Annotated in this window: 22 protein-coding genes and 3 pseudogenes; 24 read left to right on the plus strand and 1 reads right to left on the minus strand. The window is 40.2% G+C overall.

Annotation, left to right across the window (positions count from 1 at the left end; translation table 11 throughout):
• The first annotated feature begins 338 nt into the window (after positions 1-338).
• From GFC28_RS03700 to GFC28_RS03720, 5 genes are all read left to right on the plus strand, one after another.
• Positions 339-1,046, plus strand: a complete 708-nt coding sequence (locus GFC28_RS03700) for a GNAT family N-acetyltransferase (RefSeq protein ID WP_044741792.1) — start codon at positions 339-341, stop codon at positions 1,044-1,046.
• A gap of 259 nt (positions 1,047-1,305) precedes the next feature.
• Complete coding sequence (locus GFC28_RS03705) at positions 1,306-1,821, plus strand: hypothetical protein (protein WP_044741793.1); 516 nt, start codon at positions 1,306-1,308, stop codon at positions 1,819-1,821.
• A 620-nt stretch (positions 1,822-2,441) separates the two neighbouring features.
• Positions 2,442-4,655: a catalase/peroxidase HPI gene (gene katG, locus GFC28_RS03710; RefSeq protein ID WP_044741794.1), complete on the plus strand. Its 2,214-nt coding sequence runs from the start codon at positions 2,442-2,444 to the stop codon at positions 4,653-4,655.
• Between the two features lie 304 nt (positions 4,656-4,959).
• Positions 4,960-6,225 carry an MFS transporter gene (locus GFC28_RS03715; protein ID WP_231883438.1) on the plus strand — a complete coding sequence of 422 codons (1,266 nt, stop codon included), beginning with the start codon at positions 4,960-4,962 and terminating at the stop codon, positions 6,223-6,225.
• Positions 6,218-6,817 carry a TetR/AcrR family transcriptional regulator gene (locus tag GFC28_RS03720; RefSeq protein WP_044741795.1) on the plus strand — a complete coding sequence of 200 codons (600 nt, stop codon included), beginning with the start codon at positions 6,218-6,220 and terminating at the stop codon, positions 6,815-6,817. Before GFC28_RS03715 ends, GFC28_RS03720 begins: the two co-directional genes overlap by 8 nt.
• A gap of 352 nt (positions 6,818-7,169) precedes the next feature.
• On the opposite strand, the gene GFC28_RS03730 is transcribed toward GFC28_RS03720, so the two are convergent.
• Positions 7,170-9,383, minus strand: coding sequence for an MMPL family transporter (locus GFC28_RS03730; protein WP_044741797.1), 2,214 nt, complete (start codon positions 9,381-9,383; stop codon positions 7,170-7,172).
• A 126-nt stretch (positions 9,384-9,509) separates the two neighbouring features.
• Between GFC28_RS03730 and GFC28_RS03735 the strand changes: the two genes are divergently transcribed.
• The 19 genes and pseudogenes from GFC28_RS03735 to GFC28_RS03825 all read left to right on the plus strand — a co-directional run bounded on the left by GFC28_RS03735 (position 9,510) and on the right by GFC28_RS03825 (position 25,672).
• Positions 9,510-10,124 (plus strand): TetR/AcrR family transcriptional regulator, encoded by a 615-nt coding sequence (locus GFC28_RS03735; protein WP_044741798.1) that lies wholly within the window; start codon positions 9,510-9,512, stop codon positions 10,122-10,124.
• A 49-nt stretch (positions 10,125-10,173) separates the two neighbouring features.
• A complete protein-coding gene (locus GFC28_RS03740) occupies positions 10,174-10,527 on the plus strand; it encodes a DUF2200 domain-containing protein (protein ID WP_044741799.1) in 354 nt (117 codons plus the stop codon).
• Positions 10,528-10,786: 259 nt separating this feature from the next.
• Positions 10,787-11,266 (plus strand): annotated as a pseudogene (locus GFC28_RS03745) (anti-sigma factor C-terminal domain-containing protein).
• Between the two features lie 19 nt (positions 11,267-11,285).
• Complete coding sequence (locus GFC28_RS03750; RefSeq protein WP_044741800.1) at positions 11,286-11,549, plus strand: hypothetical protein; 264 nt, start codon at positions 11,286-11,288, stop codon at positions 11,547-11,549.
• Between the two features lie 292 nt (positions 11,550-11,841).
• Entirely contained in the window at positions 11,842-12,189 is a 348-nt protein-coding gene (locus tag GFC28_RS03755; RefSeq protein ID WP_044741801.1) for an ArsR/SmtB family transcription factor, read from the plus strand.
• Positions 12,190-12,214: 25 nt separating this feature from the next.
• On the plus strand, positions 12,215-13,276 hold the full coding sequence (gene arsB / locus GFC28_RS03760; RefSeq protein WP_044741802.1) for an ACR3 family arsenite efflux transporter: 1,062 nt from the start codon (positions 12,215-12,217) through the stop codon (positions 13,274-13,276).
• A 21-nt stretch (positions 13,277-13,297) separates the two neighbouring features.
• Entirely contained in the window at positions 13,298-13,720 is a 423-nt protein-coding gene (arsC, locus tag GFC28_RS03765; RefSeq protein WP_044741803.1) for an arsenate reductase (thioredoxin), read from the plus strand.
• A gap of 136 nt (positions 13,721-13,856) precedes the next feature.
• Entirely contained in the window at positions 13,857-14,303 is a 447-nt protein-coding gene (locus tag GFC28_RS03770; protein WP_044741804.1) for a MarR family winged helix-turn-helix transcriptional regulator, read from the plus strand.
• Between the two features lie 81 nt (positions 14,304-14,384).
• Entirely contained in the window at positions 14,385-15,251 is an 867-nt protein-coding gene (locus GFC28_RS03775; RefSeq protein ID WP_044741805.1) for a permease, read from the plus strand.
• Between the two features lie 13 nt (positions 15,252-15,264).
• Positions 15,265-15,423 carry a hypothetical protein gene (locus GFC28_RS19185; protein WP_156487507.1) on the plus strand — a complete coding sequence of 53 codons (159 nt, stop codon included), beginning with the start codon at positions 15,265-15,267 and terminating at the stop codon, positions 15,421-15,423.
• A gap of 644 nt (positions 15,424-16,067) precedes the next feature.
• Positions 16,068-17,222: an S-layer homology domain-containing protein gene (locus GFC28_RS03785; protein WP_066329438.1), complete on the plus strand. Its 1,155-nt coding sequence runs from the start codon at positions 16,068-16,070 to the stop codon at positions 17,220-17,222.
• A 346-nt stretch (positions 17,223-17,568) separates the two neighbouring features.
• Positions 17,569-18,603 (plus strand): DUF3231 family protein, encoded by a 1,035-nt coding sequence (locus GFC28_RS03790; RefSeq protein WP_044746792.1) that lies wholly within the window; start codon positions 17,569-17,571, stop codon positions 18,601-18,603.
• 334 nt (positions 18,604-18,937) lie between these two features.
• Entirely contained in the window at positions 18,938-19,075 is a 138-nt protein-coding gene (locus GFC28_RS19680) for a hypothetical protein (RefSeq protein ID WP_231883437.1), read from the plus strand.
• A gap of 353 nt (positions 19,076-19,428) precedes the next feature.
• On the plus strand, positions 19,429-21,564 hold the full coding sequence (locus GFC28_RS03800) for an alpha-amylase family glycosyl hydrolase (protein ID WP_044746791.1): 2,136 nt from the start codon (positions 19,429-19,431) through the stop codon (positions 21,562-21,564).
• Positions 21,565-22,075: 511 nt separating this feature from the next.
• Positions 22,076-22,672: pseudogene (locus GFC28_RS03805) on the plus strand (Type 1 glutamine amidotransferase-like domain-containing protein).
• A 255-nt stretch (positions 22,673-22,927) separates the two neighbouring features.
• Complete coding sequence (locus GFC28_RS03810; RefSeq protein ID WP_044746790.1) at positions 22,928-23,617, plus strand: M15 family metallopeptidase; 690 nt, start codon at positions 22,928-22,930, stop codon at positions 23,615-23,617.
• Between the two features lie 131 nt (positions 23,618-23,748).
• Positions 23,749-24,201, plus strand: coding sequence for a GNAT family N-acetyltransferase (locus GFC28_RS03815; protein WP_044746789.1), 453 nt, complete (start codon positions 23,749-23,751; stop codon positions 24,199-24,201).
• Positions 24,202-24,416: 215 nt separating this feature from the next.
• Positions 24,417-24,936: pseudogene (locus GFC28_RS03820) on the plus strand (GNAT family N-acetyltransferase).
• Between the two features lie 163 nt (positions 24,937-25,099).
• Positions 25,100-25,672 carry a GNAT family N-acetyltransferase gene (locus tag GFC28_RS03825; protein ID WP_044746788.1) on the plus strand — a complete coding sequence of 191 codons (573 nt, stop codon included), beginning with the start codon at positions 25,100-25,102 and terminating at the stop codon, positions 25,670-25,672.
• Positions 25,673-26,146 lie beyond the last annotated feature (474 nt).

Raw genomic sequence — 26,146 nt, forward strand, 5'->3', positions numbered from 1 at the left:
ACACATCAGTTAAGATGCTTAATATGATAAAATAATTTGAAAAGGAAGGCAATCATAATCGATAGGCTTTTTAGATCTCTCATTTGTTTTACAGAAAAAATGCAGAAAGCATGAAGGAAAGATTTATAGACGTAATGGAAAAGTGATGAACTTGTATGAAAAAATATGTTTTTAAATACAGAAAATAAGAGATTAAGTGTAGCCATCTTTCGTGTTATAAAGTTTATTGATATCATTATTACGTATTTCCTGACAAAAGCCTCTCGCCTCTAAAAGCGGAAGAACATTCTCTCGATGATTAGAAGGGGATGGATGACAGTCGGCATTAGCCAAAATGATTGAAGAATAAGAACATATGTACTATTGTCCCTTATGACGCTTCTTTAGCTTCTATTGGCATGGTAATCGTTCATGAAGCATACAGGGGAATGGGGCTTGGGAAAATTGTTACACAAATGTGTATAGATACGGTTTCAAAGGATACTACTATTATGCTAATCGCGACGGAACAAGGAAAACCTTTATATGAAAAAATGGGGTTTAGTGCAGTGGATTGTGTCCAAAAATATCTTTGTGATCGTTATATCCCTATTCAATCAAACGATAAAATGGAGATGGAAATACATACTTTTAGTCCAAAAGATTTAGCGCAAATAGTAACATTAGATGAAAGAGCGGTTGGAGCGAAAAGAAAAAAATTCCTTATTAATAGGATTGAACAAGCAAAAGAATGTTTAACTGTAAAAGATAGGGACGGAACCGTGATCGGCTATGGACTTTCGATTCTAGGACCTGTCAATCTTATCTTAGGTCCAATTGTAGCTCCTAATTTTGAAATAGCGTGTTTATTGGTAGATAAATTAGCTCGCAATCATCAAGGAAGAGTAAGAATTGATGTTCCATCAGGACATGAAGAATTTATGTTATTTCTGGAACAGCATGATTTTTATAAAGTAAGCCAGCCTTCAGTCATGATTATAAATTCAAAGCAACTACCCCCACGAAACGGGACGTTATATGGAATCGCAGCACAGGTGTTTGGATGATGTTTATGTAGGGTTACAGCAGATGAATAATGGCCGATTCCATTCTAACTTATCCTAAAAACTAAACGATGGATCGCATCCAAAAAGAAAAACCTAAGAAATCCTCCTAATTGAGGAGGATTTTATGTAGAGTATCCCGAATTAATACATATTCATGTGATTCTAATATTTAAGCCTCAAGATAACACATTCATTAATAGTTGGTATTGAGCGTTGAAAAGTATAAACCATTGGGAGACGTTCAAAGGGGACAAACGAAATGATAACCAAAGCAGAGTTAATCAATCAACCTTATTCAGGGCAATACAAGGAGAAGATATATGATATTTCGAGTCCATGGAACTCTCAAAATTGGAGTTGGATAAAGTTCACAAATGATGATTTAACAGAATGGTGTGGAAACTTTCGAGGGTTTCCGCGAGATGTTGCAGTATCAAATAAGTATAACATCGTTCTTGTTCTCACTTCGGATTATTTATTTAAGCTTGATTGTTTTAGTGAAGAATTAGTCGAATATGAGTCTCATCCCCAATATCGAAGTCTAACTGTAACTCCTTTAGGAGATTTTGTAATAGCTGATTATTATGATATTGAAATTATAAAATCGAATTTAGAAGACAAGATTCCAGTACATAGTCCAATAAAAATGGATAATATCCAGTTTCATGGTTGGTCTAATAATAAATTATCCATAATATGCGATGAATTTCTAACCGGGAACCATCATGTGGAGTTAGAGCTTGATGGCGAGACATTCGAAATAACTTTTAAATGACAACATGAGAAAATATGCAAAAAAACAAACATGATTCAGCACTCCTGCGTAATCAAAAAGAGGAAAGAGAAGCTTTTACTTTTATTTTATTATAATGAACGGAAGAAGAGCGTCTTTCTATTCTCCTTCATTGCTGCTTGTATCTGTTCGAAGTGGTCTATCGTTTTCGATTCCGCATCATCCACCAATGACTTCCCTAACCAATAAAATGATTTATACAATGGAGCGTTTGATGAATAAAACGCACCTCAAAAGACTTGGCCCGCCTTTACAAAAATATCTTAATGATCATGGCCGATCATACTGCGGTTGCGGCTATGGAGGAAAGATTATAAATCACATTAAAATAAATAGCTAAAGAAAAAGAATTGCGGGGCATCATACTTTGTCCATTATGTTGTTCGCATCGATACGTTTTCCCCAGTGACGCTAGATTCGTTAAGGGGAAAGCCAGCATCACTCATAGAAATCATAGTTGTTAAAAATACTGAATCTTTTTTCTTTACTACTAAGTATTAATTTAATATAATTTTAATGTAGTAATCATTATCAATTAAGTTGTTAAAGGATAACAACGAAAACAGATAATGATTGAATTTACGATTGAAAGGAGAAGAGTGATGGAAAACAAAAATCATCACAACGCATCCCAATGCCCGTTTTCTCATGGCAGTGTAACAAGTCATACCTCTAAGAGAACAACAAATAAAGACTGGTGGCCTAACCAGCTGAATTTAAGCATTCTTCACCAACATGACCGAAAAACCAATCCTCATGATGAAGAGTTTGAATACGCACAGGAATTTCAAAAACTAGATTACTATGCATTAAAAGAAGATTTGCGCAAACTCATGACGCAAAGCCAAGATTGGTGGCCAGCTGATTATGGCCATTATGGTCCGCTGTTTATTCGCATGGCCTGGCATTCTGCAGGAACGTACCGCATCGGTGATGGACGAGGCGGCGCTGCTACGGGTTCGCAACGTTTTGCTCCTCTGAACAGTTGGCCGGATAATGTCAACTTAGATAAAGCGCGCCGGCTATTGTGGCCGATCAAGAAGAAATATGGCAACAAAATTTCCTGGGCTGACCTGATCGTATTAGCTGGCAATGTGGCTATTGAATCCATGGGAGGGAAAACGATCGGTTTCGGCGCCGGCCGTGTCGACGTTTGGCATCCGGAAGAAGACGTTTACTGGGGAGCTGAAAAGGAATGGCTTGATGAGAAACGTTACACAGGAGAGCGCGATCTAGAAAATCCGCTTGCGGCTGTTCAGATGGGGCTCATTTATGTCAATCCCGAAGGTCCTGATGGGAAACCAGATCCAATTGCGGCGGCCCGTGACATCCGGGAGACATTCAAACGCATGGGGATGAACGATGAAGAAACAGTTGCGCTTATTGCTGGAGGGCATACGTTTGGCAAGGCGCACGGTGCCGGTGATGCCTCGCACGTAGGTCCTGAACCTGAAGCGGCGCCGATTGAAGCACAAGGATTAGGATGGATCAGTTCCTATGGAAAAGGAAAAGGCCGTGATACGATTACGAGCGGGCTTGAAGGCTCTTGGACCCCAACTCCTACCAAGTGGGATATGTCTTATTTTGATTTGTTGTTTGGATATGAATGGTGGCTGACAAAGAGCCCGGCCGGAGCATGGCAATGGCAAGCTGTGAATCAGGATGAAAAAGACTTAGCCCCAGATGCTGAAGATCCTTCGAAAAAAGTTCCAACGATCATGTTTACAACAGATCTGGCGCTTCGTTTTGATCCGGAATATGAAAAGATTGCCCGCCGGTTCCATCAAAATCCAGATGAATTTGCGGATGCTTTTGCCCGCGCCTGGTTTAAACTGCTTCATAGAGACATGGGACCAAAAACGAGATATCTCGGTCCGGAAGTGCCAAAAGAAGATTTCGTTTGGCAAGATCCGATTCCTGAAGTTGACTATGAATTAACCGATTCCGAAATTGAAGAAATCAAAGCGAAAATTTTGAATTCGGGACTAACCGTCAGCGAGTTGGTGAAAACGGCTTGGGCTTCTGCCAGCACGTTCCGCAACTCTGATAAGCGCGGTGGAGCCAACGGTGCCCGTATTCGCCTTGCTCCCCAAAAAGATTGGGAAGTAAACGAACCGGAACCATTAGCAAAAGTGCTAGCTGTTTATGAAGATATTCAAAGCGAGCTACCTAAAAAGGTAAGCCTTGCCGATTTGATCGTTCTTGGTGGCAGCGCGGCAGTGGAAAAGGCAGCCCGCGATGCCGGCTTTGATGTCACGGTGCCTTTTATTCCAGGACGGGGTGATGCGACACAAGAACAGACAGATGCGGAAAGTTTTGCGGTATTAGAACCAGTTGCAGACGGTTTCCGCAACTATCAAAAGAAGGAATACAGCGTCGGTCCTGAAGAGTTGCTGCTAGACAAGGCGCAGCTGCTGGATCTGACCGCTCCTGAAATGACGGTGTTAATCGGCGGTCTGCGGGTGTTGGGGGCTAATTATCGTGATCTGCCTCATGGCGTATTCACGCACCGCGTTGGCGTGCTGACCAATGATTTCTTTGTTAACTTGGTAGATATGAACAATAAATGGGTACCGGTGGAAGGCGGTATTTATGAAATTCGCGACCGGCAAACAGATGAAGTGCTGTGGACGGCTACCCGGGTGGACCTCATTTTCGGCTCTAACTCGGTGCTCCGTTCCTACTCCGAATTTTACGCCCAAGATGATAATCAAGAAAAATTTGTCCGTGATTTTATTAAAGCTTGGGTCAAAGTGATGAATGCTGACCGCTTTGATATTCATTTAAAAAACGTAAGAGCGTCGGTGCCTGTTTGATCGATTTAAACCCAATCCTATAACAAAATGGGGTGATAGACATTCGTCTATCACCCATAGTTTTGGGAGAAAAACGATTGAACTTGGTTCTTTATACTGTTTCCATACCGGATATGACGTAGGACTATTTTTTCTTTATTGTGGAATCTCGGCCATCTTTAACATTTTTCCTCATATTCATGATGGCCATGCTTTTGTAAACTTGATGGTTTGAAAACGTTTTTGATAGAATATAGAATGAACGTTCAGTATAATAATAATGTATACCGATCACAGTGACAAAATTGACTTGGAGGAACACAAGATGATGGAATTGGCAACAAGGAACAGAGGAGCCATACTCATCCTTATGTTGAACATTTTTTTGGCTTTTGTCGGTGTCGGCCTGGTTATCCCGATTATGCCGACATACATGAACGTGCTTGGGATTTCTGGAACGGTTGTCGGCTTTCTGGTGGCCGTTTTTTCTTTAACCCAATTTTTGGTGGCGCCTTATGCAGGAAGTTGGTCAGACTTATATGGGAGAAAATGGGTGATTGTGATTGGTATGTTGATTTTTGCCGTTTCCGAATTCATTTTTGGTCTGGCCAATGACGCTCTTCTCCTGTTTCTATCGAGAATGTTGGGCGGTGTGTCAGTCGCCTTCATTATGCCAGCTGTCATGGCGTATGTGATTGACATTACCTCAGAAGAAGAGCGGGGCACAGGAATGGGCTGGGTCAATGCGGCTATTTCGACTGGTTTTATCATCGGGCCGGCGATCGGCGGATTTTTGGCGGAATACGGTTTGCGAGTACCTTTCTTCGCAGCAGCCAGCGCCGCCGCTGTTGCTGGCGTTGTTTCGACCATTCTTCCTGAATCGCTCGACAAGAGTAAACGCTTTGACATGATGGCGTCTCAAAAGAAACGAACCAATCAGATGGCACAACTCGCTCGGTCTTACCGCACGCCATACTTTACCGGATTGGTGATTATTTTGATCATCTCGCTTGGAATCTCTCAATATGAAACCGTGCTTGGGCTCTTTGTCGATCACAAGTATGGATATACCCCGAGAGAAATTGCCTGGTTGATCATGATCGGCTCCATCATTGGAGCCGTCGCGCAGTTGACACTCTTTGGACGATTAATCAATTGGATCGGCGAGAAGAAGCTGTCGGCCTATTGTCTATTGCTGATCGTCGTGTTCATGGTGGTGACCCTTTTTTCGTTCCGTTATTGGATGATGGTCACTTCAGTCACTCTTGTCTTTTTAGCAGTTGATTTTGTACGGCCAGCCATCAGCACGTATTTCTCTAGAATCGCAGGTGATGACCAAGGATTTGTGGCTGGAATGAACGCATCGTATACGAGTCTTGGAAATATTGCCGGTCCTTTGCTGGCCGGAGCTTTGTTCGATATTCAAATGAATTCGCCATTTCTAATCGGCAGTCTGATTATGCTGGCTGGTTTTTTGTTGAATTTGTACTGGATTCGCAAGGAGAGGAAAGAGCACCGGCCGGTTCACCAAAGCAACACCAAAACAAAAAACTATTATGATGAAGGTGGCAGGAGGGCATACAATGAATAAAAAGAAGCTGCAGAGCGAACAGACGAAAAAATGCATTGCCGAAGCAGCCCTGCCATTGTTTGCCCAAAAAGGATATAAGGGGACATCTATCGAAGATATCGTCGCGGCAACAGGAAAGAGCAAGGGCAATATTTATTATCACTTCGGCAATAAGGAACAGCTGTTTCAATATTTGTTGGATGAATGGGATCGTGATTGGCGGGAGAAGTGGAAGCAAAAAGAGTCGCAGTGGTCGACGTTTGCCGAAAAGCTTCTCGGATTGGCAGAGCATATTGTTACAAATGATGTAAATCATCCCTTGACAAACGCGATGGATGAATTTCTCAATAGTGAATGGAATAACAGTGAAGTGCAGGAAAGGGTAACGAAGTTCTATTCCGATCAGATTGCTTTTTTTCAAGAGATGATACAGACAGCGATGGACGACGGAGAGCTACAACAGGATCAAGCGCAGATGTTGGCGGTTATTCTTGGAGCGATGATAATGGGATTGGGGGAAATCTCACGGCGTATCCAGTTTCAAGAGGCATTGAAATTATATCACAAAGCGATTGATGTTTTTTTGCATGGAACGTTGACACGCGATTCCTAAGTGAAAACAAAATCAAATGATGAAATGAACAATGTCAATTGTTTAGAGAACGTCGCTAGCTCCGGCGTTCTCTTTTTTATTCGCTGCTTTCCCAACAGACCAACCCTCTCGTTCGATGAAGATCCAAACGGGGACTCACAATAAAATTTCCCTTTCCTCTGTTGAGGCGTCCTTTTGTTTTGCATCGGTTTTTCAATAAGGAATAGGTTGAGGAGAGGGACAAGTGGTATAATAGAAACATTCCTGTGCAGAGGCTTGATCAAAAAAGCTCCCTGAGTGTGATGCAGGGGTGTCGGTAGACAAAACCCCGTCATCACACCAAGAGAATTTGATATGCTTTGGATGGCTGATTTTACTTGGCTCGTGTTTTCAACGAAGATTCCTGCTGTTTTGAACGACTCGGCCAAAATGCCATTTTTCCCATAAGCGCCGTCAAGGAAGGCACCAGCAATGCTCGAACGACAAAAGTATCTAAAAGTACGCCAAGAGCCGTGATTAAACCAAATTGAACAAGGACTTGTATAGGCATGGTGATCAATACAGCGAAGGTGGCCGCTAGGATCAGACCTGCTGATGTAATGACACCGCTCGTTTGTGTCACCCCTTCTTTAATGGCTTCTTTTAACGGCATAGTCTTGGCTTTTTTCCAGATACTCGAAATCATAAAAATATTATAATCTTCGCCAAGAGCAATCAAGAAGACGAAAGCATACAGAGGAATGGCTCCTTGAATCGCTGCTACGCCAAATCCGTAATGAAGGATAATCCAACCCATTCCCAAGGCCGCAACATAAGAAAGTAAAACAGTCAATATTAGATTAATCGTCGTTATGAGCGAGCGCAAGTATGCAAAAAGCAAGACCGCGATCAGACCGATCACAAGGGGAATGATCACGTGGCTGTCCCGATCGGTCCATGATTTCACATCATATTGCTCCGCTGTTTGTCCAGCAAGCCAAATAGAAGGGTCATTCTGTACGGCTCCGCTAGTTTCCAGAGCCTCTGCGGCAATGTTGCGCAGCTCCGGAATAACCTTCATCGCTTCTTGTGAATAAGGGTTTGTGTTAAGAACTAGACGGTATAAAGAGTAGGCGGGATCAATGGTGCTGATTTGACGCTCAGCAACCTCATTCACCGCAGGATGTTCCGCCAGAGTTTTGCTTAGATCGGGACCGTTTTTGACGATCACGGAAACCGGAGCAAGCTCCCCAGGGGAATAGCTCTCGGCTATGCGTTCAAACCCCTCGCGGGAAGGCATATCTTTCGGGAACGATGACAGCAAATCATACGTAAAGGTTATTTGATTGGCGAATGCGGCCAAAAGCCCAAGCGTGATGGTGCAGGCAATGACGACTCTTCGCGGTTTGGTAACGACTAGTTGACCGACAGTGGCACTCAAGGTACGTCTAGCTTTTTTAGGTTTATAATCCTTGCCCTTCTCAACGGCACGCTGCTGCTCTTCTTCTGGTGTCCGAGGAACAAATGGGAAGAAGGCGACGCGTCCGATGATGGCCAGCAACGCCGGCACCAACGTCAGACTGGCAAGCATCATGATCAGAATAGATAAGCTAAACGGCACTGCGAAACGTTCGTATGCACCATATTTAGCTACAAGCAATGCTAGCAAAGCTAGCATCACGGTGAAGCCGCTCATGGCTATGGCACCTGAAGCTTCCCGGAAGGTGCGGCGCAGTGCATGAAAACGATTGCTGTCACGCATCAGCTCTTGCCGGAAGCGGGTAATGAAAAATAGACAATAGTCTGTCCCAGCGCCGAAAAGAAGGACGGTCATGATCGCAAGGCTTTGAGAGTCGACTACAATCCATCCTTTCTTGGCCATCCAGCCCAATAGGGGACTGGTTACAGCATAAGCGAAACCAACACCAATTAACGGGATGATCGCTAAGAGAGGAGAACGGTAGATCAAGAGCAAAACGACTAACACTAACAAGATGGTGGCGATCAATAAAACGAAATCAGCATTCAGAAACAAATCGGTAGCATCCACCGCAATGCCTGCGGGACCGCTAATGCGAAGACTCAATTTGTCCGGCGCGTCCATTGTTGTGGTAAAAGGATCGGTACCAGAAGCTTTCTTGATTCTGTCCTGAAGAGCATGTAAACTCTTTTTAAGCTGCTCCGGCTCCATACTCTCATCAAATATGATCGGCTGAACAAGTGTGCTGCCATCCTCAGAAACCATTTGTTTCAAGGCAGGAGGAGGAAACTGATGCAAGGAAAGCAAGCTTTTTTGGCCTTTCAGCGGTTTTTCTTTGAGCTGTTGAGAAATTTCTGCCATCAGACGAAAATCCTGTTCGTTCAAACCGTCAGGCCGATGCCAAACCACTAAAGCAGGGAGCCCTGACTCCCCAGGGAAATACTTTTCCATGACACGAGCCGCCTGTAAAGAGGAACTGTCTTTATGAAGATTGCCGGCGTTGTTTTGTTTTTGATCACCTGCGGCTGGTAAGGAAACCGAGAGAATGATGGCCATGGCTACCCAGACAATCAGCGTTGCCCAACGTGTTTTCGGTCCGCTAACCAGCGCTCCGATCGAATGAAACATATTACTGTCCTTCCTTTCTTTACGCGTTTTGACACTATTTACGTATCTTTTATGTGGAGATGATATAATTATATATACCAGAAGGTTAATTAATCAAGTTTTATTTTAGAGCGGGAGGGAGCAACTGTGAATCAATCCAGAGAAAAACGTAAACCAGGCCGTCCAAAAGCAACCGAGTCTTCACAAACGATGATACAAATATTGCGGACTGCTTCCGCTTTATTTATGGAACATGGGTTTGAAAAGGTGTCCCTTGAAACCGTAGCTAAAACATGCGGTTTAACCAAAGCAAGTGTTTATTACTATTTCAGTAACAAATCCATGTTATTTACCAAATGTCTGTTGTTTGTGTTAAAGGTTGCACACGATCAAACCGTTGCCATTATGAACGGTCCCGGGACATTGCAGGAACGTCTGCGGGAGGTCGCTATACGCTATATGCAAAATACGTATGTGGATTTTGAAACGATGATGCGTGAAGCCTCGTCGGAGTTATCGGAGGAACAAACTGCAGAAATTCGCAATGCTGAACGGAAGTTGCATGAAGTGCTTGAGCACGCCTTTCAAAAAGCAATGGAAAAGGAGGAGATTGTGCCGTATGATCCTTTCTTGCTTTCCCATCTTTTTGTCGCCATGTTGACCGTTCGCAATCGCCAAGAAGTAATGAATAAGCGCCAAATGGTGGAAGAAGTTGCCTCTGAAATGGTCCGGTTGTTATTTAACGGTCTTTCTCCACGTTAAAAAGACGGTGGTTCTCATATAATAAAAAACGATAGAAAGGGGAGATATTATGGACAAGCATCGGATTTATACAACAAGTGTCGCCAGTGTCTATCCTCACTATGTGACAAAGGCAGAGAAAAAAGGGCGCTCGAAAGAGGAGGTTGATACAATCATTTGTTGGTTGACTGGATACAGCCAGGAAGAGTTAAATACACACTTAGAAAAAAAGACAGACTTTGAAACTTTCTTTACAGAAGCCCCGCACTTGAACCCTTCGCGAACTCTCATCAAAGGTGTGGTCTGCGGTGTCCGGGTGGAAAATATCGAAGAACCCATCATGCGAGAAATCCGCTATTTAGATAAGCTGATTGATGAGCTAGCAAGAGGGAAGGCGATGGAGAAGATTTTACGGAAATCATAATCGAAAACAAGAGCGTGCGTGTGGGAAAGACACATGAAACCAAAGTAGACAGTTGACCAAATGGGTGATCGACATTCGTCGATCACCCATAGCTTTTGGAGGAAAACGATTTAGCTTAATGGCTTCTTTATGCTTGACACGTGATCCTTTTCTGTTTTTCTCTGTTCGATGAAAGGGGATTGCGCACATTTCATTTGGTTAGATTTACATTCACGTTATCTTTGTCTGGTTGTCGTCTTTGCCATTCGGACAGATAGATATGTGCATTCTGTTCTTGACTTTGTGTTCTCCGTTAATCCCTCTTCCATTCTATATTTCTTTGAATCGGTCCTATTCCTTAAAAGAAATCAATGAAAAATTCAAAGGATACCATATCACGTGGCTTGCATTAGATACAGGAGTTGAGAAACAAATGAAGGATGATTTAGATTTTATGCAAACACCTGTCATTGGCTTTCCATACAAAAAAGTGCATGTAGATTCTGTATTCAATCGCTCGTTTACTGATTACGAAGAAGTAGTCAAAGGGCTCGAGCTATTAACCAAAAACGAAAAATAGGCAACACAATTAACGGAATATAAAAACTTAAAGATGGCCGAGCGACTGAAATGGGTGAAAAAGAATAAAGAATTGAAGGTTTATGGAATCGCTATAACAGGAACCGCTAAAGATGTATTATCTTTGGAAAAGATGAAGGAAGTTCATGTGATTCGCTTAGGACAGATCTATTGGCCGTAATAAAGGGAGATGATTAAAAATGAAAATGCTATCCATCCATCTGCTCAATACATTAGTCGCTATATTTTTGCTGATTTTGTTAAATGTGCAAGCGATAGTGGATATCCCTGTTTTTCGTATTCGTTATATTTGGATTTCATTGTTTGGAATGCTTATCTGTTTGTTTGGATGGGTCAAAAATGATCGATTCTATTCTTATTTAGCCGGCGTTCTTCACCTTATTCTCATCGTTTCTTGCATGGGCATCATTTGGTTTGGTTTAGGAATTCATCCCCATCCATAAGAAAACACGTCTTACAGATTCACTTCTGCTTACAAAATATATTAGGGGATTTTTTAACATCATCCATTGAGAAGTCTCTCACCTCTAAGCAAAGTGTAGGTGAGGGAGATTCATATAGCGACAGAAGCAAGAAGACTTCTGTCTTTCTGCTTTTTTATGTTAAAAGTATGTTAAGATTTCTTATCCTCACTTGCTTTATATAAGTATATGCTTATATGATTATATTCAGTGATTAGAGAATGATTTTACGTCTTCTATTTCTACAGCAAGACTTAAAAAGGGAGGAGAGTTGATGAGTGAGACCGCTTGGGAAATCGAAAAAGCAGCGCATATTTTAAAATTGTTAGGCGATAAAACCCGCTTAACCATTGTCGCTATTTTAAAACAGCGGGAATGTTGTGTTTGTGAGCTTCTTGAAGTGTTTAATATGAGCCAGCCATCTGTGAGTCAACATCTTCGTAAGTTGAAGGATGCCGGATTAATCAAAGAGGAGAGAAGGGGACAGTGGATTTACTATTCTCTTCATCCACAAAACAAGGAATATGATTTGATCGAGGCTATTTTACAACATATTCCCGATCAAACCGAGAATATCCGTAGGATCGAAGAAACCAATCCTACGCTTCGTTGCGGCTGTTAATCGATATGAAATGAGGAGAGGAAAGATGAATAATACGAAAAGAAAGCGGCTATCGTTCTTGGATCGATACTTAACGCTTTGGATTTTTCTCGCGATGGCAGCGGGAATGGGGATGGGTTTCTTCTTTCCAGACTTTGTAGAGAAGATGAACCGTTTACAGACGGGAACGACATCCATTCCAATTGCTGTTGGTTTAATTTTAATGATGTATCCTCCGTTAGCTAAAGTTCGTTATGAAGAGATGGGACGCGTATTTAAAGATCTAAAAATATTGGTTTTGTCCCTTATCCAAAATTGGATCATTGGACCAATTTTAATGTTTGTATTGGCCATTGTATTTTTGCCGGATAAGCCTGAATATATGGTCGGACTGATCCTGATTGGCCTGGCTCGTTGTATTGCGATGGTGATCGTCTGGAATGATTTAGCAAAGGGAGATCGAGAGTATGCAGCTGGACTCGTAGCATTTAATTCTGTATTTCAAATGCTCTTTTTCTCGATTTACGCGTATGTGTTTGTAACAATCATTCCAGAATGGCTAGGATTAGAAGGTGTTGGCATTCATATCACGATGATGGAAGTCGCGAAGTCCGTGTTCATTTACTTAGGAATCCCGTTTCTCAGCGGAATGATCACGCGCTTTATCTTGGTACAAGCAAGGGGAAAGCAATGGTACGAAAACGTATTCATTCCAAACATCAGTCCGATTACATTCATTTCACTGTTATATACGATTATCGTCATGTTCTCATTAAAAGGAGAGGTTATTGTCAGCTTGCCATTGGATGTCGTGAGAGTGGCCATTCCATTGCTCATTTACTTTGTGTTGATGTTCTTTGTTTCCTTCTTCTTGGGAAGGAAAATCGGCGCGAGCTACCCTATAACGACAACCCTTGCCTTTACAGCCGGAAGCAATAACTTTGAATTAGCCATTGCCGTCGCTGTTGGTGTATTTGGAATCCATTCGGGCGCAGCCTTTACAGCTGTTATTGGACCGCTTGTGGAAGTGCCGATTATGATCGCGCTGGTCAACGTGGCACTACGGTTTCAACGAAAATACTTCAAAACAGAATCTGTATCATACTAACAACAAAAGGTGGGATAAAAATTGCAAGATAAAAAGACCATTTACTTCTTATGCACAGGAAACTCTTGCCGTAGCCAAATGGCCGAAGGATGGGCCAAAAAATACCTTGGTGATGAATGGGACGTTTATAGTGCAGGTATCGAAGCTCACGGACTTCATCCGAACGCAGTAAAAGCCATGAAAGAAGTAGGAATTGATATTTCTAGCCAAACATCCGACGTCATTGATCCTGAAATTTTAAATCAAGCAGATTTAGTCGTAACATTATGCGGCCATGCAGCCGATCACTGTCCGGTAACACCGCCACATGTGAAGCGCGTACATTGGGGATTTGATGATCCTGCGAAGGCGGAAGGAACCGAGGAAGAAAAATGGACTGTATTTCAGCGTGTTCGCGATGAAATTGGCGCCCGCATCAAAACATTTTCTGAAACAGGAGAATAACACTGAAAAACAGCCGAGAAGAATCTTCTCGGCTGTTTTTATTGAAGTTGATACAGTCAAAAAGCTGCTTTTTTTACATAAAAAAATGTTGCAATTTACAAATAAAATGATATAAATAATGATAGAGGTGAAAAAAATGGAAAACATTAGAGAGCTGTTTCAGGTGATGACACGTCGTTTCGGATTGCTGAATAAAAATTGCTGTTCCATTGATCCTGTAGATATTTCGCTGGCTCAAAGCCATATTCTTTATGAAATTGATAAGCATCATTCTCCTTCCATGCAGCAAATAGCCGATATATTAGCAATGGATATCACAACATTCAGCAGGCAAATTCAAAATTTAGTGAAAATGGGGCTTGTAAAAAAAGAGCCATCCCCTGAAGATAGACGCGTATACACGCTGTCCTTAACAACCCAAGGAAAGTTTATTGCAACAACCATTGATCGAGAAATCAATCAATATTTAGCCGAGGTATTTTCGCATATGACTGAATTTGAGAAAGAAACCGTGATTCGTTCGATTAAATTACTGAATGAATGCATGGCGAAATCGAGCGTTTGTTGTAAACCCTTGTTTTAAGGCAAGTCTAATAAGGCTTGCCAATCATTAAAACAAATATTTGTATTTTGCAAATAAAATAAACGCAATGGGGGAGTGTCCATGAGCATAGCTGCTCTTCAAGATTTTCTTTATATTATGTTTGAATTGACTCTTTTGTTTTTTAGTATTTCATTCATCATTAACTTTTTAGAAGGCTATATCCCTTATGCCAAAATGACATATTTCTTAACAAAGCATCACCCATTATTAGGAGCAGGGATTGCTATAGCATTTGCTTTTATTACGCCGTTTTGCTCCTGTTCAACGATACCGGTTGTTGTATCACTTCTAAATCAGCAAGTCCGTTTTGGGATTGTAATGGTATTTCTATTTGCTTCGCCTGTGCTAGACCCAACCATATTAACCCTCATGGCAACGATACTAGGAGTAAAAGTAGCGCTTGCTTATACGATAATCACCGCTATCATGTCCATTCTCATTGGTTTTGCACTTGAAAAATTCCGATTCGAACATCAAGTGAAACAGGTCATTGTGAAAGGAGAAATGCGCCTTGGCAAAAAGCGCAACATAAAAGAAGCTCTTCAAGAGACGTTTCAGCTCATGAAAAACGTTTATCCATATTTACTTGTTGGCGCAGGCATTGGGGCCATAATTCATGGAGTGGTGCCGTCCGAATGGATTTCGACCTATATGGGAGGTGATAAATGGTGGCTTGTTCCGCTGGCAGCAATCATCGGAATTCCATTGTATATTCGTCTTTCCACAATGATTCCTATTTCACAAATGTTGCTCGCCAAAGGGATGGCATTGGGACCTATCATGGCGTTGATGATTAGTTCAGCCGGTGCAAGCTTGCCAGAGATTACATTATTGCACAGCATCTTTAAAAAGAAGCTTATTGCTGCGTTTATCGGTTCTGTCATAACAATGGCCACATTATCAGGATGGTTATTTTATGTGATATAAGGAGGGATTTTAAATGAACATGTTGAAAGTTCTATTTGGCAAATCTGAAGAAAGCAAAGACTGTTGCGATATCCAAATTGTTGAAGTGAAAGAAACGGAGAAAAATTTGGACAAAAACAAGCAGATGGATCGGGAATGTTGCTCTCCTGCATCTAGCCGTGAGTGCTGCTAATAGGACAAAAAAGCATTCGAGCGACTCGACTTGAAAATCACCTGAAGAAAATATCAGGAGCGTCGAATGGATAGATTTAGAGTGTGCCATGTCATCCAGAAGGAATAATACAAAACAAATAGAGCCATGGCAGGTAAGATTTACATATAATGTAAAATAGATCCTTCTTTTTATCTACATCGCTTATTTAAAATATAGAACTATGTGCTAAATAATCAAAAAACTAGATAAACACCAACTATTAGAAATGGGGGGAGTTACATGAAAAAAATAGTTCCTGTGATTTGCGGCTTAAATCTTATAGTGGGAGGGGGATCGGCTTTCCCAAATATTCAGCAGCCTACACGTGTGTGACCGCTAAATAAAACTGAACAGAATTCGATTGATTAAATTGAACAGTTTTTAACCAGTTAGAAGCGTGCACTTTACATGGAGTGGCGTACATGATAGCCTCGTTTCATGCGGCTGATTCTTGTTGTTGCTCGCTTTTTAGGAAATATCTTGTACGCAGAGGCTCCATGTCAAGTGATAGGGATTACGCTGGAATTTCCAGAAAAGTGTTCACTCTTATTTAGCGAAAACTGTTCAATTTTTCTCGTCGGTTACAACGTGTTGAAGCCGCTCAAATCAAGGCATTTAACGACGTGAATTCGACTTATTGGGCTTTTGAAGAAATTCAATATTTGTTGAATCAAGGGATTGCAGAAGCTCTAAAGGGAAACAACTATTATCCGAATGAGAATATTACACGGGCAAAAGCCGCTAGAATGCTCGTTAAAGCCTTAAAACTAAATATCAACAATCCGAAGTATAAGGATGTTCATTTCCCTGATATGGCCAAAGACCATCCGGATTATGATTATATCCAAGCGGCCGTTAACGAAGGAATTTTCAAAGGGGATGATAGCGGCAAATTCGGTCCGGATAAACCGTTAACTCGCGCGCAAATGGCCAAAGTGCTTGTAGAGGCCTTTCATTTAAAAAGCGACTATCCGGTAGATTTTAAAGACGTGAACGCTAAGTTCTGGGCATATTCCTATATCGATAAGTTGGCCGCAAGCGAGGTCACTAACGGATATATGGATCTGACCTTCAAGCCCAACCATTATGTCACGCGAGCCCAAATGGCAGCGTTCATTTATCGCGCTTTAACGGGTAGTCCTTTTAAGGTGGAAAAATACAAAGATCATCTCTCATTTGAAACCTTCCAAGTGAAAAATGGCGCTTTCTATTTTGACAACATGAACCCAAAATTGCCTGGCAGCAAAATCAATCCGTACATCCAGCGGCAAATTTACAGTGTGGTACAGTCACTGGTAGATACCCGCTATTACACAAAAGTATCCTACAATTCTAGCAACGCGGCAGAGTCGAGAGTGGCGATTCAATTTGGGAGAAATCCCGCTTTTATAGCAAAAGCTAATTATAATTTTTCTTTTCTAATGTGGGACCAAGCCTATCAAAAGCCTCATTATTCTAATCACAGTGATAAAATTGTCATCTCCTTGTTCATCAATCGTCTGTGGGATGACTATCACAATCGGATAAAAGGGGAATACGCCGAAACATACATCAAAGACAAATTAAAAAACAGTTTGGCAGCCTTGTTTGGACAAGGAACAGGGGAAAAGGTATTTGCGTATGTGTACCCTCTTTATCACTCACATCAGGAGTTTTGGATGAATTACAATAGCCTAGAGACTTTCATGAAAAATTTAGGAACTAAAAAAATTGATAACCTTCAAGTAAACGTTGAAGCTTTTCAGTCCGAAATCATTGTTACATTTAGTTATAGATAAGAGGAGAAGAAATGGGTCAAATTCATACAATAAACGAGGAATCGAAAAGCAGAATTGTTATCTAACTTTCCCATCATATATGATCCCTAATTGGTTATTTTTCTTTTATAAACTAAAATCCATGTTTTAAAAAATAAACTTGACAGGAGCAAATAAGCTTCCTGTCTTATTTATTTAGGAATGGCCAAATCGTGCTTAATCCATAATTAAAAGTAGTATGCATAAACGACATGATTTTTATTTATGTTATTTTACAAATCAACGGGAATAATACCACATATGAGAAATCTGTTTCTGTGCATAATAATACATACACGAAACAAAGATTGGTGGAGGGATACAACATATGAACCAGCAGATTGACAATGTAAGCAAACAAACACCCCATTATATAAGGCTAACCGCCCCAGAAATTGCTGCCCTTTGGTCGCAATATCAAAGTGACACAATGGCCGTCTGTGTTTACAAATACATGCTGAATATTGTGAAGGATGCATCTATTCGTCCTATTCTAGAGTTTGCCTTTAAATTAGCAGAAAGTCACATAACAAAAGTAAAGGACTATTTAAGTCAAGATGAGTTCCCGATTCCTCACGGATTTAATGAGGCCGATGTCAATCTGAGTGCTCCTAGGCTGTTTTCAGACGAAATTTGTTTAACTTACACGTACTTAATGGCGGTTAACGGAATGGCTTTGTATGCTGGTGCCATTGCTACAGCGATACGTAAAGATGTAAGGGATTACTTTATTCAATGTGAAGATGAATCGATGGAACTCTTTAATCAGTCCATCGATCTACTATTGCAAAAAGGATTTGTATCAAGGCCCCCATACATCTATCCTCGTAAAGAGGTGGAGTTTATTGAAAGTAAACGTTTTATGGGAAGTTTTCTAGGAGGAAAAAGGCCGCTCAGCTGTATAGAGATTAGCCATGTATATTGGGATTTGAAAAAAATTCAGCTAAGCAAAGCCTTTACGATGGCTTTCGCTCAAGTAGCTCAATCCAAAGAAGTCAGCAAACATTTATGGAGAGGGGTAGAAATTTACACGAAACAAATTGAAGTCATGGAATCCATCTTATCTCAAGAACAGCTCTCTACTCCAAAATCAGAGGAAGCGGAAATTACAAATTCTACTGTTGCCCCTTTTTCTGATCGCTTGATGATGTATCATAAGACACTTTTTGGTTCTACTACCTTATCTCTGTATGGAACAGCGATAGGATCTTGCCAGCGTGCGGACTTATCCCTTCATTATGCAAGGTTCATGGCGGAACTTGCGCAGTATATGGAGGATGCGTTTAGTCTGATGATTAAAAACAAATGGGTGGAACAGCCACCAATGGCGGAGGATAGAGAAGCACTTGCCACAGAACAATAATGAGGAAGAGGATTGTAATCTCAAAAAAGCGAAAGTCACCAAATTAACCATCACGTGATTACTTTTCAAGACGTTCACCATCAGCGGTTGATGTTTTTAGCTTCGTTTATATTTTTAGCCATGCGGAGGTTCCCTTCAAATAGGCAGAAGGGAACTATAATTGTATTTAAAGGGAGATGCTAAAGAAGCAAAAAGTTTGATAAACAAATTAGAACATGAATGAAGTTATATGAATGGTCAAAGTGTATAAAGATATCTTACAAAAATTAAGATTAAAATAATGACATAATGCTTACAAATTTAGCGAAAATGAAAATAAGGAGGGATTTTTAATATGAATATTCGTAGCAAGGAATTGCGCGGCAGGACAAGCAACGTTGAAACGACAGTACCGTCATTAGAAAAATGGGAATCGACTATTGCCGCAAATTTATGTGTAGTCGCTGAAGATGAAGAAGGCATTAAAGGCTAGTGTAAAAGTAAGGTATCAGATCGCTGAGAGGTGAGTGCGTATGTTCGAGATGTGAGCCGGGGAAAGGGAGTTGGAAAACAACTTCTTAAGACGAAATAATAATTCTTGTTCCTTTTTACCTTCCTTGCCACTTACCGTCTTGACAAGAAATAACAGACAGAATATTATAAAAATGACTTCGTTGTTGGTGTTTCAATCTGAGGGCAATGCTTGTTTTCATTGATTGGAGATGGAAACACAACCCCGTCGTATCTTTATTGATATGACGGGGTTTTTATATATTAGGAGGTGAGGTCATCCTTAGCAACTCTACCATTTTAAAAGCTATTATTAAGTATAAGGAGGATCATTGCATGAAAAGATGGCTTTCGGTGGTTTTGAGCATGTCACTTGTATTCAGCGCATTTTTTTTGGTTTCTGATACACAGAAAGTTACCGTTGAAGCAGCTGGAAATCTTAATAAGGTAAACTTTACATCGGATATTGTTTATCAAATTGTGGTAGACCGCTTTGTGGATGGAAATACATCTAATAATCCAAGTGGATCCTTATTTAGCTCAGGATGTACGAATTTACGCAAGTATTGCGGTGGTGATTGGCAAGGTATTATTAACAAAATTAACGATGGATATTTAACAGAAATGGGTGTAACAGCGATATGGATATCCCAACCAGTGGAAAATGTATTTGCTGTTATGAACGATGCCGATGGCTCTACATCATACCACGGTTATTGGGCACGTGACTTTAAAAAGACGAACCCCTTCTTCGGTACCCTAAGTGATTTCCAACGCTTAGTCGATGCCGCACATGCTAAAGGAATAAAAGTAATCATTGACTTTGCACCGAATCATACTTCTCCTGCTTCAGAAACTAATCCTTCTTATATGGAAAATGGTCGTCTTTATGATAACGGTACGTTAATTGGTGGTTACACAAATGATACCAATAGTTATTTCCATCACAATGGCGGAACGACGTTTTCAAACTTAGAGGATGGTATTTATCGGAATTTGTTTGATTTGGCAGACTTTAATCATCAAAATCAATTTATTGATAAATATTTAAAAGATGCGATAAAATTGTGGCTCGATATGGGGATTGACGGTATTCGCATGGATGCGGTTAAGCACATGCCATTCGGCTGGCAAAAATCGTTCATGGATGAGGTTTATGACTATCGTCCTGTCTTTACATTTGGGGAATGGTTTTTGTCAGAAAATGAAGTTGATTCCAATAATCACTTCTTCGCGAATGAAAGTGGAATGAGTTTACTTGATTTTCGTTTCGGACAAAAGCTTCGCCAAGTATTGCGCAATAACAGCGATGATTGGTATGGATTTAACCAAATGATTCAAGATACAGCATCGGCATACGATGAGGTTATCGATCAAGTAACATTCATAGACAATCATGATATGGATCGGTTTATGGTTGACGAGGGAGATCCACGCAAGGTTGATATAGCACTCGCCGTTTTATTGACATCCCGTGGTGTGCCGAATATTTATTATGGTACGGAACAATATATGACTGGAAACGGTGATCCTAATAACCGTAAAATGATGACTTCATTTAATAAAAATACCCGTGCTTATCAAGTAATTCAGAAACTATCTTCCCTTCGACGAAGCAATCCGGCGCTCTCTTATGGCGATACAGAACAGAGATGGATTAATAGTGATGTATACATTTATGAGAGACAGTTTGGAAAAGATGTTGTGTTAGTCGCTGTTAATCGCAGTTTAAGCAAAAGCTATTCGATTACTGGCCTATTTACAGCATTACCATCAGGAACCTATACGGATCAGCTTGGCGCTCTTTTAGACGGAAATACAATTCAAGTCGGTTCAAATGGGGCAGTTAACGCATTTAACTTAGGACCAGGGGAAGTTGGTGTATGGACATATAGTGCAGCAGAAAGTGTGCCAATTATTGGTCATATTGGACCGATGATGGGGCAGGTCGGTCACAAATTAACCATTGACGGTGAAGGATTCGGAACAAATGTTGGTACCGTGAAATTCGGAAACACAGTCGCATCCGTAGTGTCTTGGTCTAACAATCAAATCACTGTAACTGTACCGAATATACCTGCAGGAAAATATAACATTACCGTCCAAACATCCGGAGGGCAAGTGAGCGCTGCCTATGATAATTTTGAAGTATTAACGAATGACCAAGTATCTGTTCGTTTTGTTGTAAACAACGCCAACACAAACTGGGGAGAAAACGTTTATCTTGTCGGTAATGTGCATGAACTTGGCAATTGGAATACAAGCAAAGCAATTGGTCCATTATTTAACCAAGTTATTTACTCCTATCCTACATGGTATGTTGATGTCAGCGTACCAGAAGGAAAGACAATTGAGTTTAAGTTTATTAAAAAAGACGGAAGTGGCAATGTTATTTGGGAAAGCGGTTCCAATCACGTTTATACTACACCTACGAGTACAACAGGAACAGTAAATGTAAACTGGCAGTATTAATTAAGAAAGATATACAATCCTTTGTCCGAAGAATAGCTGAAGCTTCCTTGTATCCTCACAAACATATAAGCAGTAAGGATATCAAAATCCCCTTTAGGCTAACTAAAGGGGAGGTCTTTTATCTTTTCTTCTCTTTTTCATTGGGATAAAACTCATGAAACATCTTCATCAGTAACTCATCGAGATCGAGATTATTTATGTAAACATTAGCAAATGCGTTCTTATTTGTCTATATACAAGATAGTAAAATATGTAAAATTCAGAAACTAAAAAGAACAAAACAGGCTGTTGCTTATAAAGAAAGGGAAGTTAAGTAGCGAATAACTACTTTTATATTTTCAGATTTTAGTTTACATAATATAAAGTGAAACGATAAAAAAATGATAAAAAAGTAAGTTAACTTAATAATCGCGTATAAACTTTGATAATTCGTATAAAAAAATGATAATTACGCCAAAAAATTGGATAAGATTACTAAGATAATAGTTCTTTTTAGAAAGGAAGGAATAAGATGCGGCAAATCATTGTTCTAGGCGGTGGAGGTTTCTCAATGGAACCGGATAACCCGTTATTAGATCTTTACATATTGAAACAAGCAAAGAAAACTACTCCAAAGATTTGTTTTATCCCCACTGCCAGCGGGGATTCAGATCATTATATATATGTTGGTGGGGGAAATACAAGGAACTTATTAGTTTTATGGAAAGAGTGGGGTTTAGATAATATTTTGAGAAAAGCTTGGAACCAAGGGATTGTTTTAGCTGGCATTAGTGCTGGTTCTATATGTTGGTTCGAGGAAGGCGTCACAGATTCATTTGGAGAGTGATTAGAACCAATTAAATGCTTAGGTTTTCTAAAGGGGAGTAATTGTCCGCATTATGATGGAGAGTTAGACAGAAGACCTTCGTATCATAAACTAATTTATTCTGGAGCCATACAAGCTGGTATTGCAGCAGATGATGGAGTTGCCATCCATTATATTGAACAAAACATAAGTAATATAGTTAGTTCTAGACCAAAGGCAAAGGCTTATAAAGTTTATTTGGATAACAAGGTGAGGAAGGTTATAGAGGAAGAGCTTCAAACGAATTTTTTGGGTTCCTATTAAGCCCCTCTATTAAGCCCCTATGGAAAAACAAATTAACTCCAACATCTGTGGTGAAGCCCACTTCATGGGTAGCCAACGGAGCAGTATAGTTCTACGATAGAATTTTCGGAATGTTTTAGAGAATATGGGTTGAATCATATATAATAGAAAATGTTGTCGGTCATATTAAAGATTTAGATTTGTTTGCTGAGAGATTGAACGGAGGAATCTGGAGTTTTTGTAGGTAGCTAAATCATTACAAGAAGGGGATATTTTATGAAAGAATTAAGAAAAATTTTAATGAGTGATCCATTAGTTTCCTCAATGAATGTACATCCTTCTCAAGAACCATTTGTTGACCTTGTTCACTTTGATCCAGATATCGCTGTGGATCCATCTCTTTCTAACAGGAGTCGTTACTTTTCTTTTGTCCGTCTTTCCGTAGCTAATAAACTGTCCTTAGCTAAAAAATTCCTTCCAAAAGGTATCCGTTTTCTCATTAAGGAAGGATACAGGCCTTTACATATTCAACAGCGAGCCTTTGAGCGGGCATTACAACGGGTAAAAGAAAATTCTTCAAATCAAGATTTAGATCATTTAATGGCTGAGGTATCCAAATACGTAGCACCTCTTGATGTAGCACCTCATCCAACAGGTGGTGCAGTAGACTTAACCCTGATTGACTCCAATGGTAGCGAATTGGATCTTGGCACACCATATGATGCCATACCACAAGAAACGGACAACACAACTTTTTTTGATGCAACCAACATCAGCGTACAAGCAATGCAAAATCGCCAGATCCTCGCACACGCTCTTCAGTCTGTTGGTTTTGTTAACTACTTCACGGAATGGTGGCACTGGTCATACGGTGACAGATACTGGGCTGTAATGACTAATGCGGATCATGCCCTTTATCATCCCGTTTCAGAACAAGAATTGTTGAATCTGTTGCAAAAGGCATGACTAGAACATAATCAACCTTTTTATGAATAAACGATTCCATTGGGGTTGCTGTGGCAACTCTTTACTTCTCAAGCTAACGAGGCAGGAATGTTTAAAAGAAATTTATAAAGATACAATGGAGGGGAAAAGAGATGGGGGATTTAGCTATCAGAACAGCTAATCAAGAAGATATTCCGCAACTTTTAAATTTAATGTATCAATACATTGTTGATTTTTATAAAAGACCTAGACCGACTGAAGAGTCACTTAAAGGATTGATACAGCATTTATTGGATAACCCCGCGAATGGAATACAATTTGTTGCAGAACAAGATGGAAAATTATTAGGTTTTACAACCCTGTATTTCTCCTTTAGCACTCTTCAGGTGAAAAGAATGGCTATTTTAAATGACTTGTTTGTGATACCAGAAGCAAGAGGGCAAAAACTAGGCGAGAAACTGTTTCAAACATGCTTGTCTTATATAAGAGAGAATGATTTTGCCTACATGACATGGGAAACTGCAAAGGATAATTTAGTTGCTCAATCTCTTTACAACAAAATGGGTGGTCAATTGTCTGAATGGTTAGTTTATGAAATCAGTTAGTGTATCCAGTAGTTTTTTTATTAAGCTATCCTTTTTCATTCTCCTGATGGTGCCGTATAGATGCGACATGATTGTCTCCCATGGAAGAACTAGTTACCTTCCATCATCTGTGGTGAAGCCTGCTTCATGGTTGGCTAAGGGAGCAGAAAGGTTGAAGGAGCAAGGAATTCATTATCTTAAATCAAATAAAACGTTAAACAAAAGGGGATGGGGAAATGGTTGTTCTTGAAACACAAAGGTTGATATTAAGACAGTATGAAGATGAAGATATTACTCCTCTACATCATATTTTTTCTGACCCAGAAACCATGAAGTTTTATCCAGCTCCCTTTAGTATTGAGCAAACTCAAGACTGGATTAAACGAAATCAAGATAGATATCGGAATGATGGTTATGGATTATGGGCGGTTTGTTTGAAGGAAACGAATGAATTGATAGGTGATTGTGGTCTTGTTAAACAAAAAATAAATGACAGTATTGAGGTGGAGATTGGATATCACATGAATAAAAAAGTATTGGTCAAAGAGATTCGCAACAGAAGCAGCCAAAGCGTGCAAGGAATATGCGTTTTACAAATTGGGTTTAAATAAGCTGATCAGTATTATTGATCCAAGAAATGTTCCATCCATTCGTGTGGCAGAGAAGATTGGTTTCACTAAGGAAAAAGAAGTATTTATTTTCGGTAAGAACCATTATATATACTCGGGGTTAAAGAAAGTAACGAAGGGTTATTGAACTAAGGGTCCGATATTTAAATAAAATATGTACAAAAAAGCTACCTTACATCATAAGGTGGCTTTTTCATTTGGTCGAAAATCAATAATTAACGATAATAAAGTCTTTTATAGAAGGGATAATAGCATGGATTGTTGAATTCTGTAAGATAGGGGGTGGATATATGTTACAAAAGTTGTCGCTGACAGGAAAAAGAATATCTCTGCGCACACCAACACAGGATGATCTGCCAATTCTATATAACCTGATATACGGTGTGGAGAATCCAGAATGGAAAAAGTACGACGCTCCTTATTATCCGCTTGAATTTTGCACCTTTGAAAAGTTTTCTAAGAGAATGAAAGAAAAAATGAATGTTACGGATGTACCAAGTCAAATGATTATAGAATATCAAGGTCAAATTATAGGTATGGTTAGCTATTATTGGGAGGATCAACGTACACGATGGCTTGAAATGGGAATCGTCATATATTCTCCTGAACATTGGAATGGTGGATTTGGAACGGAAGCAATGTCTTTATGGATTGACTATCTCTTTGAAAATCTAACCATCGAGAGAGTGGGTCTGACGACTTGGTCTGGAAATCCACGAATGATAAGATGTGCAGAAAAATTGGGAATGCGATTAGAAGGTAGAATGAGAAAATGCCGCTACTATAATGGTGAATACTATGATTCCATCCGAATGGGTATTCTTCGTGAGGAATGGAATGAGTGTGAACTACTCACCACTTAGCTAAAGCTTGAAGTGGGAGCTTCTCAGTTCCACGACGAAAGCCGCCTTTCGTCTCCCTGAGCGTGACTTCGGGTCGTTCCAACCCTAGATGTCCGACAATTCGGAGTTCTTTTGTACCTTGGATATTTTACGCATGGAAGGATCCGCTTGGTTTTCGCATTTTATTTTCTCCATGCAACCTCCTATATCCAGTTATGAAAGAACGACATAGGTTTATTTTACCACAGGGTCAGACAATTGAACAGGCAAAAGCCTGTCCTTGTCCGAAGTCGATTCATCTCCCACTTTCATCAAGCTTCGCAAGATTTAGAAGTGGGAGACTTCTCGACTGAAGAATGTTAAAAAGAATAATCCCTTATTCAATTCCCATGAAAGAACGAGTTAACTTTTATCATCTGTGGTGAAGATCGCTTTATGTCTGTCTCACAGGACAGGTTGATTAAGTAAAAGGATTTGTAACTTTTGATGATTTTA

The organism is Anoxybacillus sp. B2M1 (assembly GCF_001634265.1).
GTDB lineage: Bacteria > Bacillota > Bacilli > Bacillales > Anoxybacillaceae > Anoxybacteroides > Anoxybacteroides rupiense.

What these genes read in the sequence shown, in the direction of transcription:
- GFC28_RS03705 (WP_044741793.1), top strand. Translation starts at nt 1,306, where the DNA reads ATGATAACCAAAGCAGAGTTAATCAATCAACCTTATTCAGGGCAATAC.
- katG (WP_044741794.1), top strand. Translation starts at nt 2,442, where the DNA reads ATGGAAAACAAAAATCATCACAACGCATCCCAATGCCCGTTTTCTCAT.
- GFC28_RS03715 (WP_231883438.1), top strand. Translation starts at nt 4,960, where the DNA reads ATGATGGAATTGGCAACAAGGAACAGAGGAGCCATACTCATCCTTATG.
- GFC28_RS03720 (WP_044741795.1), top strand. Translation starts at nt 6,218, where the DNA reads ATGAATAAAAAGAAGCTGCAGAGCGAACAGACGAAAAAATGCATTGCC.
- GFC28_RS03730 (WP_044741797.1), bottom strand. Translation starts at nt 9,383, where the DNA reads ATGTTTCATTCGATCGGAGCGCTGGTTAGCGGACCGAAAACACGTTGG.
- GFC28_RS03740 (WP_044741799.1), top strand. Translation starts at nt 10,174, where the DNA reads ATGGACAAGCATCGGATTTATACAACAAGTGTCGCCAGTGTCTATCCT.
- GFC28_RS03750 (WP_044741800.1), top strand. Translation starts at nt 11,286, where the DNA reads ATGAAAATGCTATCCATCCATCTGCTCAATACATTAGTCGCTATATTT.
- GFC28_RS03755 (WP_044741801.1), top strand. Translation starts at nt 11,842, where the DNA reads ATGAGTGAGACCGCTTGGGAAATCGAAAAAGCAGCGCATATTTTAAAA.
- arsB (WP_044741802.1), top strand. Translation starts at nt 12,215, where the DNA reads ATGAATAATACGAAAAGAAAGCGGCTATCGTTCTTGGATCGATACTTA.
- GFC28_RS03770 (WP_044741804.1), top strand. Translation starts at nt 13,857, where the DNA reads ATGGAAAACATTAGAGAGCTGTTTCAGGTGATGACACGTCGTTTCGGA.
- GFC28_RS03775 (WP_044741805.1), top strand. Translation starts at nt 14,385, where the DNA reads ATGAGCATAGCTGCTCTTCAAGATTTTCTTTATATTATGTTTGAATTG.
- GFC28_RS19185 (WP_156487507.1), top strand. Translation starts at nt 15,265, where the DNA reads ATGAACATGTTGAAAGTTCTATTTGGCAAATCTGAAGAAAGCAAAGAC.
- GFC28_RS03790 (WP_044746792.1), top strand. Translation starts at nt 17,569, where the DNA reads ATGAACCAGCAGATTGACAATGTAAGCAAACAAACACCCCATTATATA.
- GFC28_RS19680 (WP_231883437.1), top strand. Translation starts at nt 18,938, where the DNA reads ATGAATATTCGTAGCAAGGAATTGCGCGGCAGGACAAGCAACGTTGAA.
- GFC28_RS03800 (WP_044746791.1), top strand. Translation starts at nt 19,429, where the DNA reads ATGAAAAGATGGCTTTCGGTGGTTTTGAGCATGTCACTTGTATTCAGC.
- GFC28_RS03810 (WP_044746790.1), top strand. Translation starts at nt 22,928, where the DNA reads ATGAAAGAATTAAGAAAAATTTTAATGAGTGATCCATTAGTTTCCTCA.
- GFC28_RS03815 (WP_044746789.1), top strand. Translation starts at nt 23,749, where the DNA reads ATGGGGGATTTAGCTATCAGAACAGCTAATCAAGAAGATATTCCGCAA.
- GFC28_RS03825 (WP_044746788.1), top strand. Translation starts at nt 25,100, where the DNA reads ATGTTACAAAAGTTGTCGCTGACAGGAAAAAGAATATCTCTGCGCACA.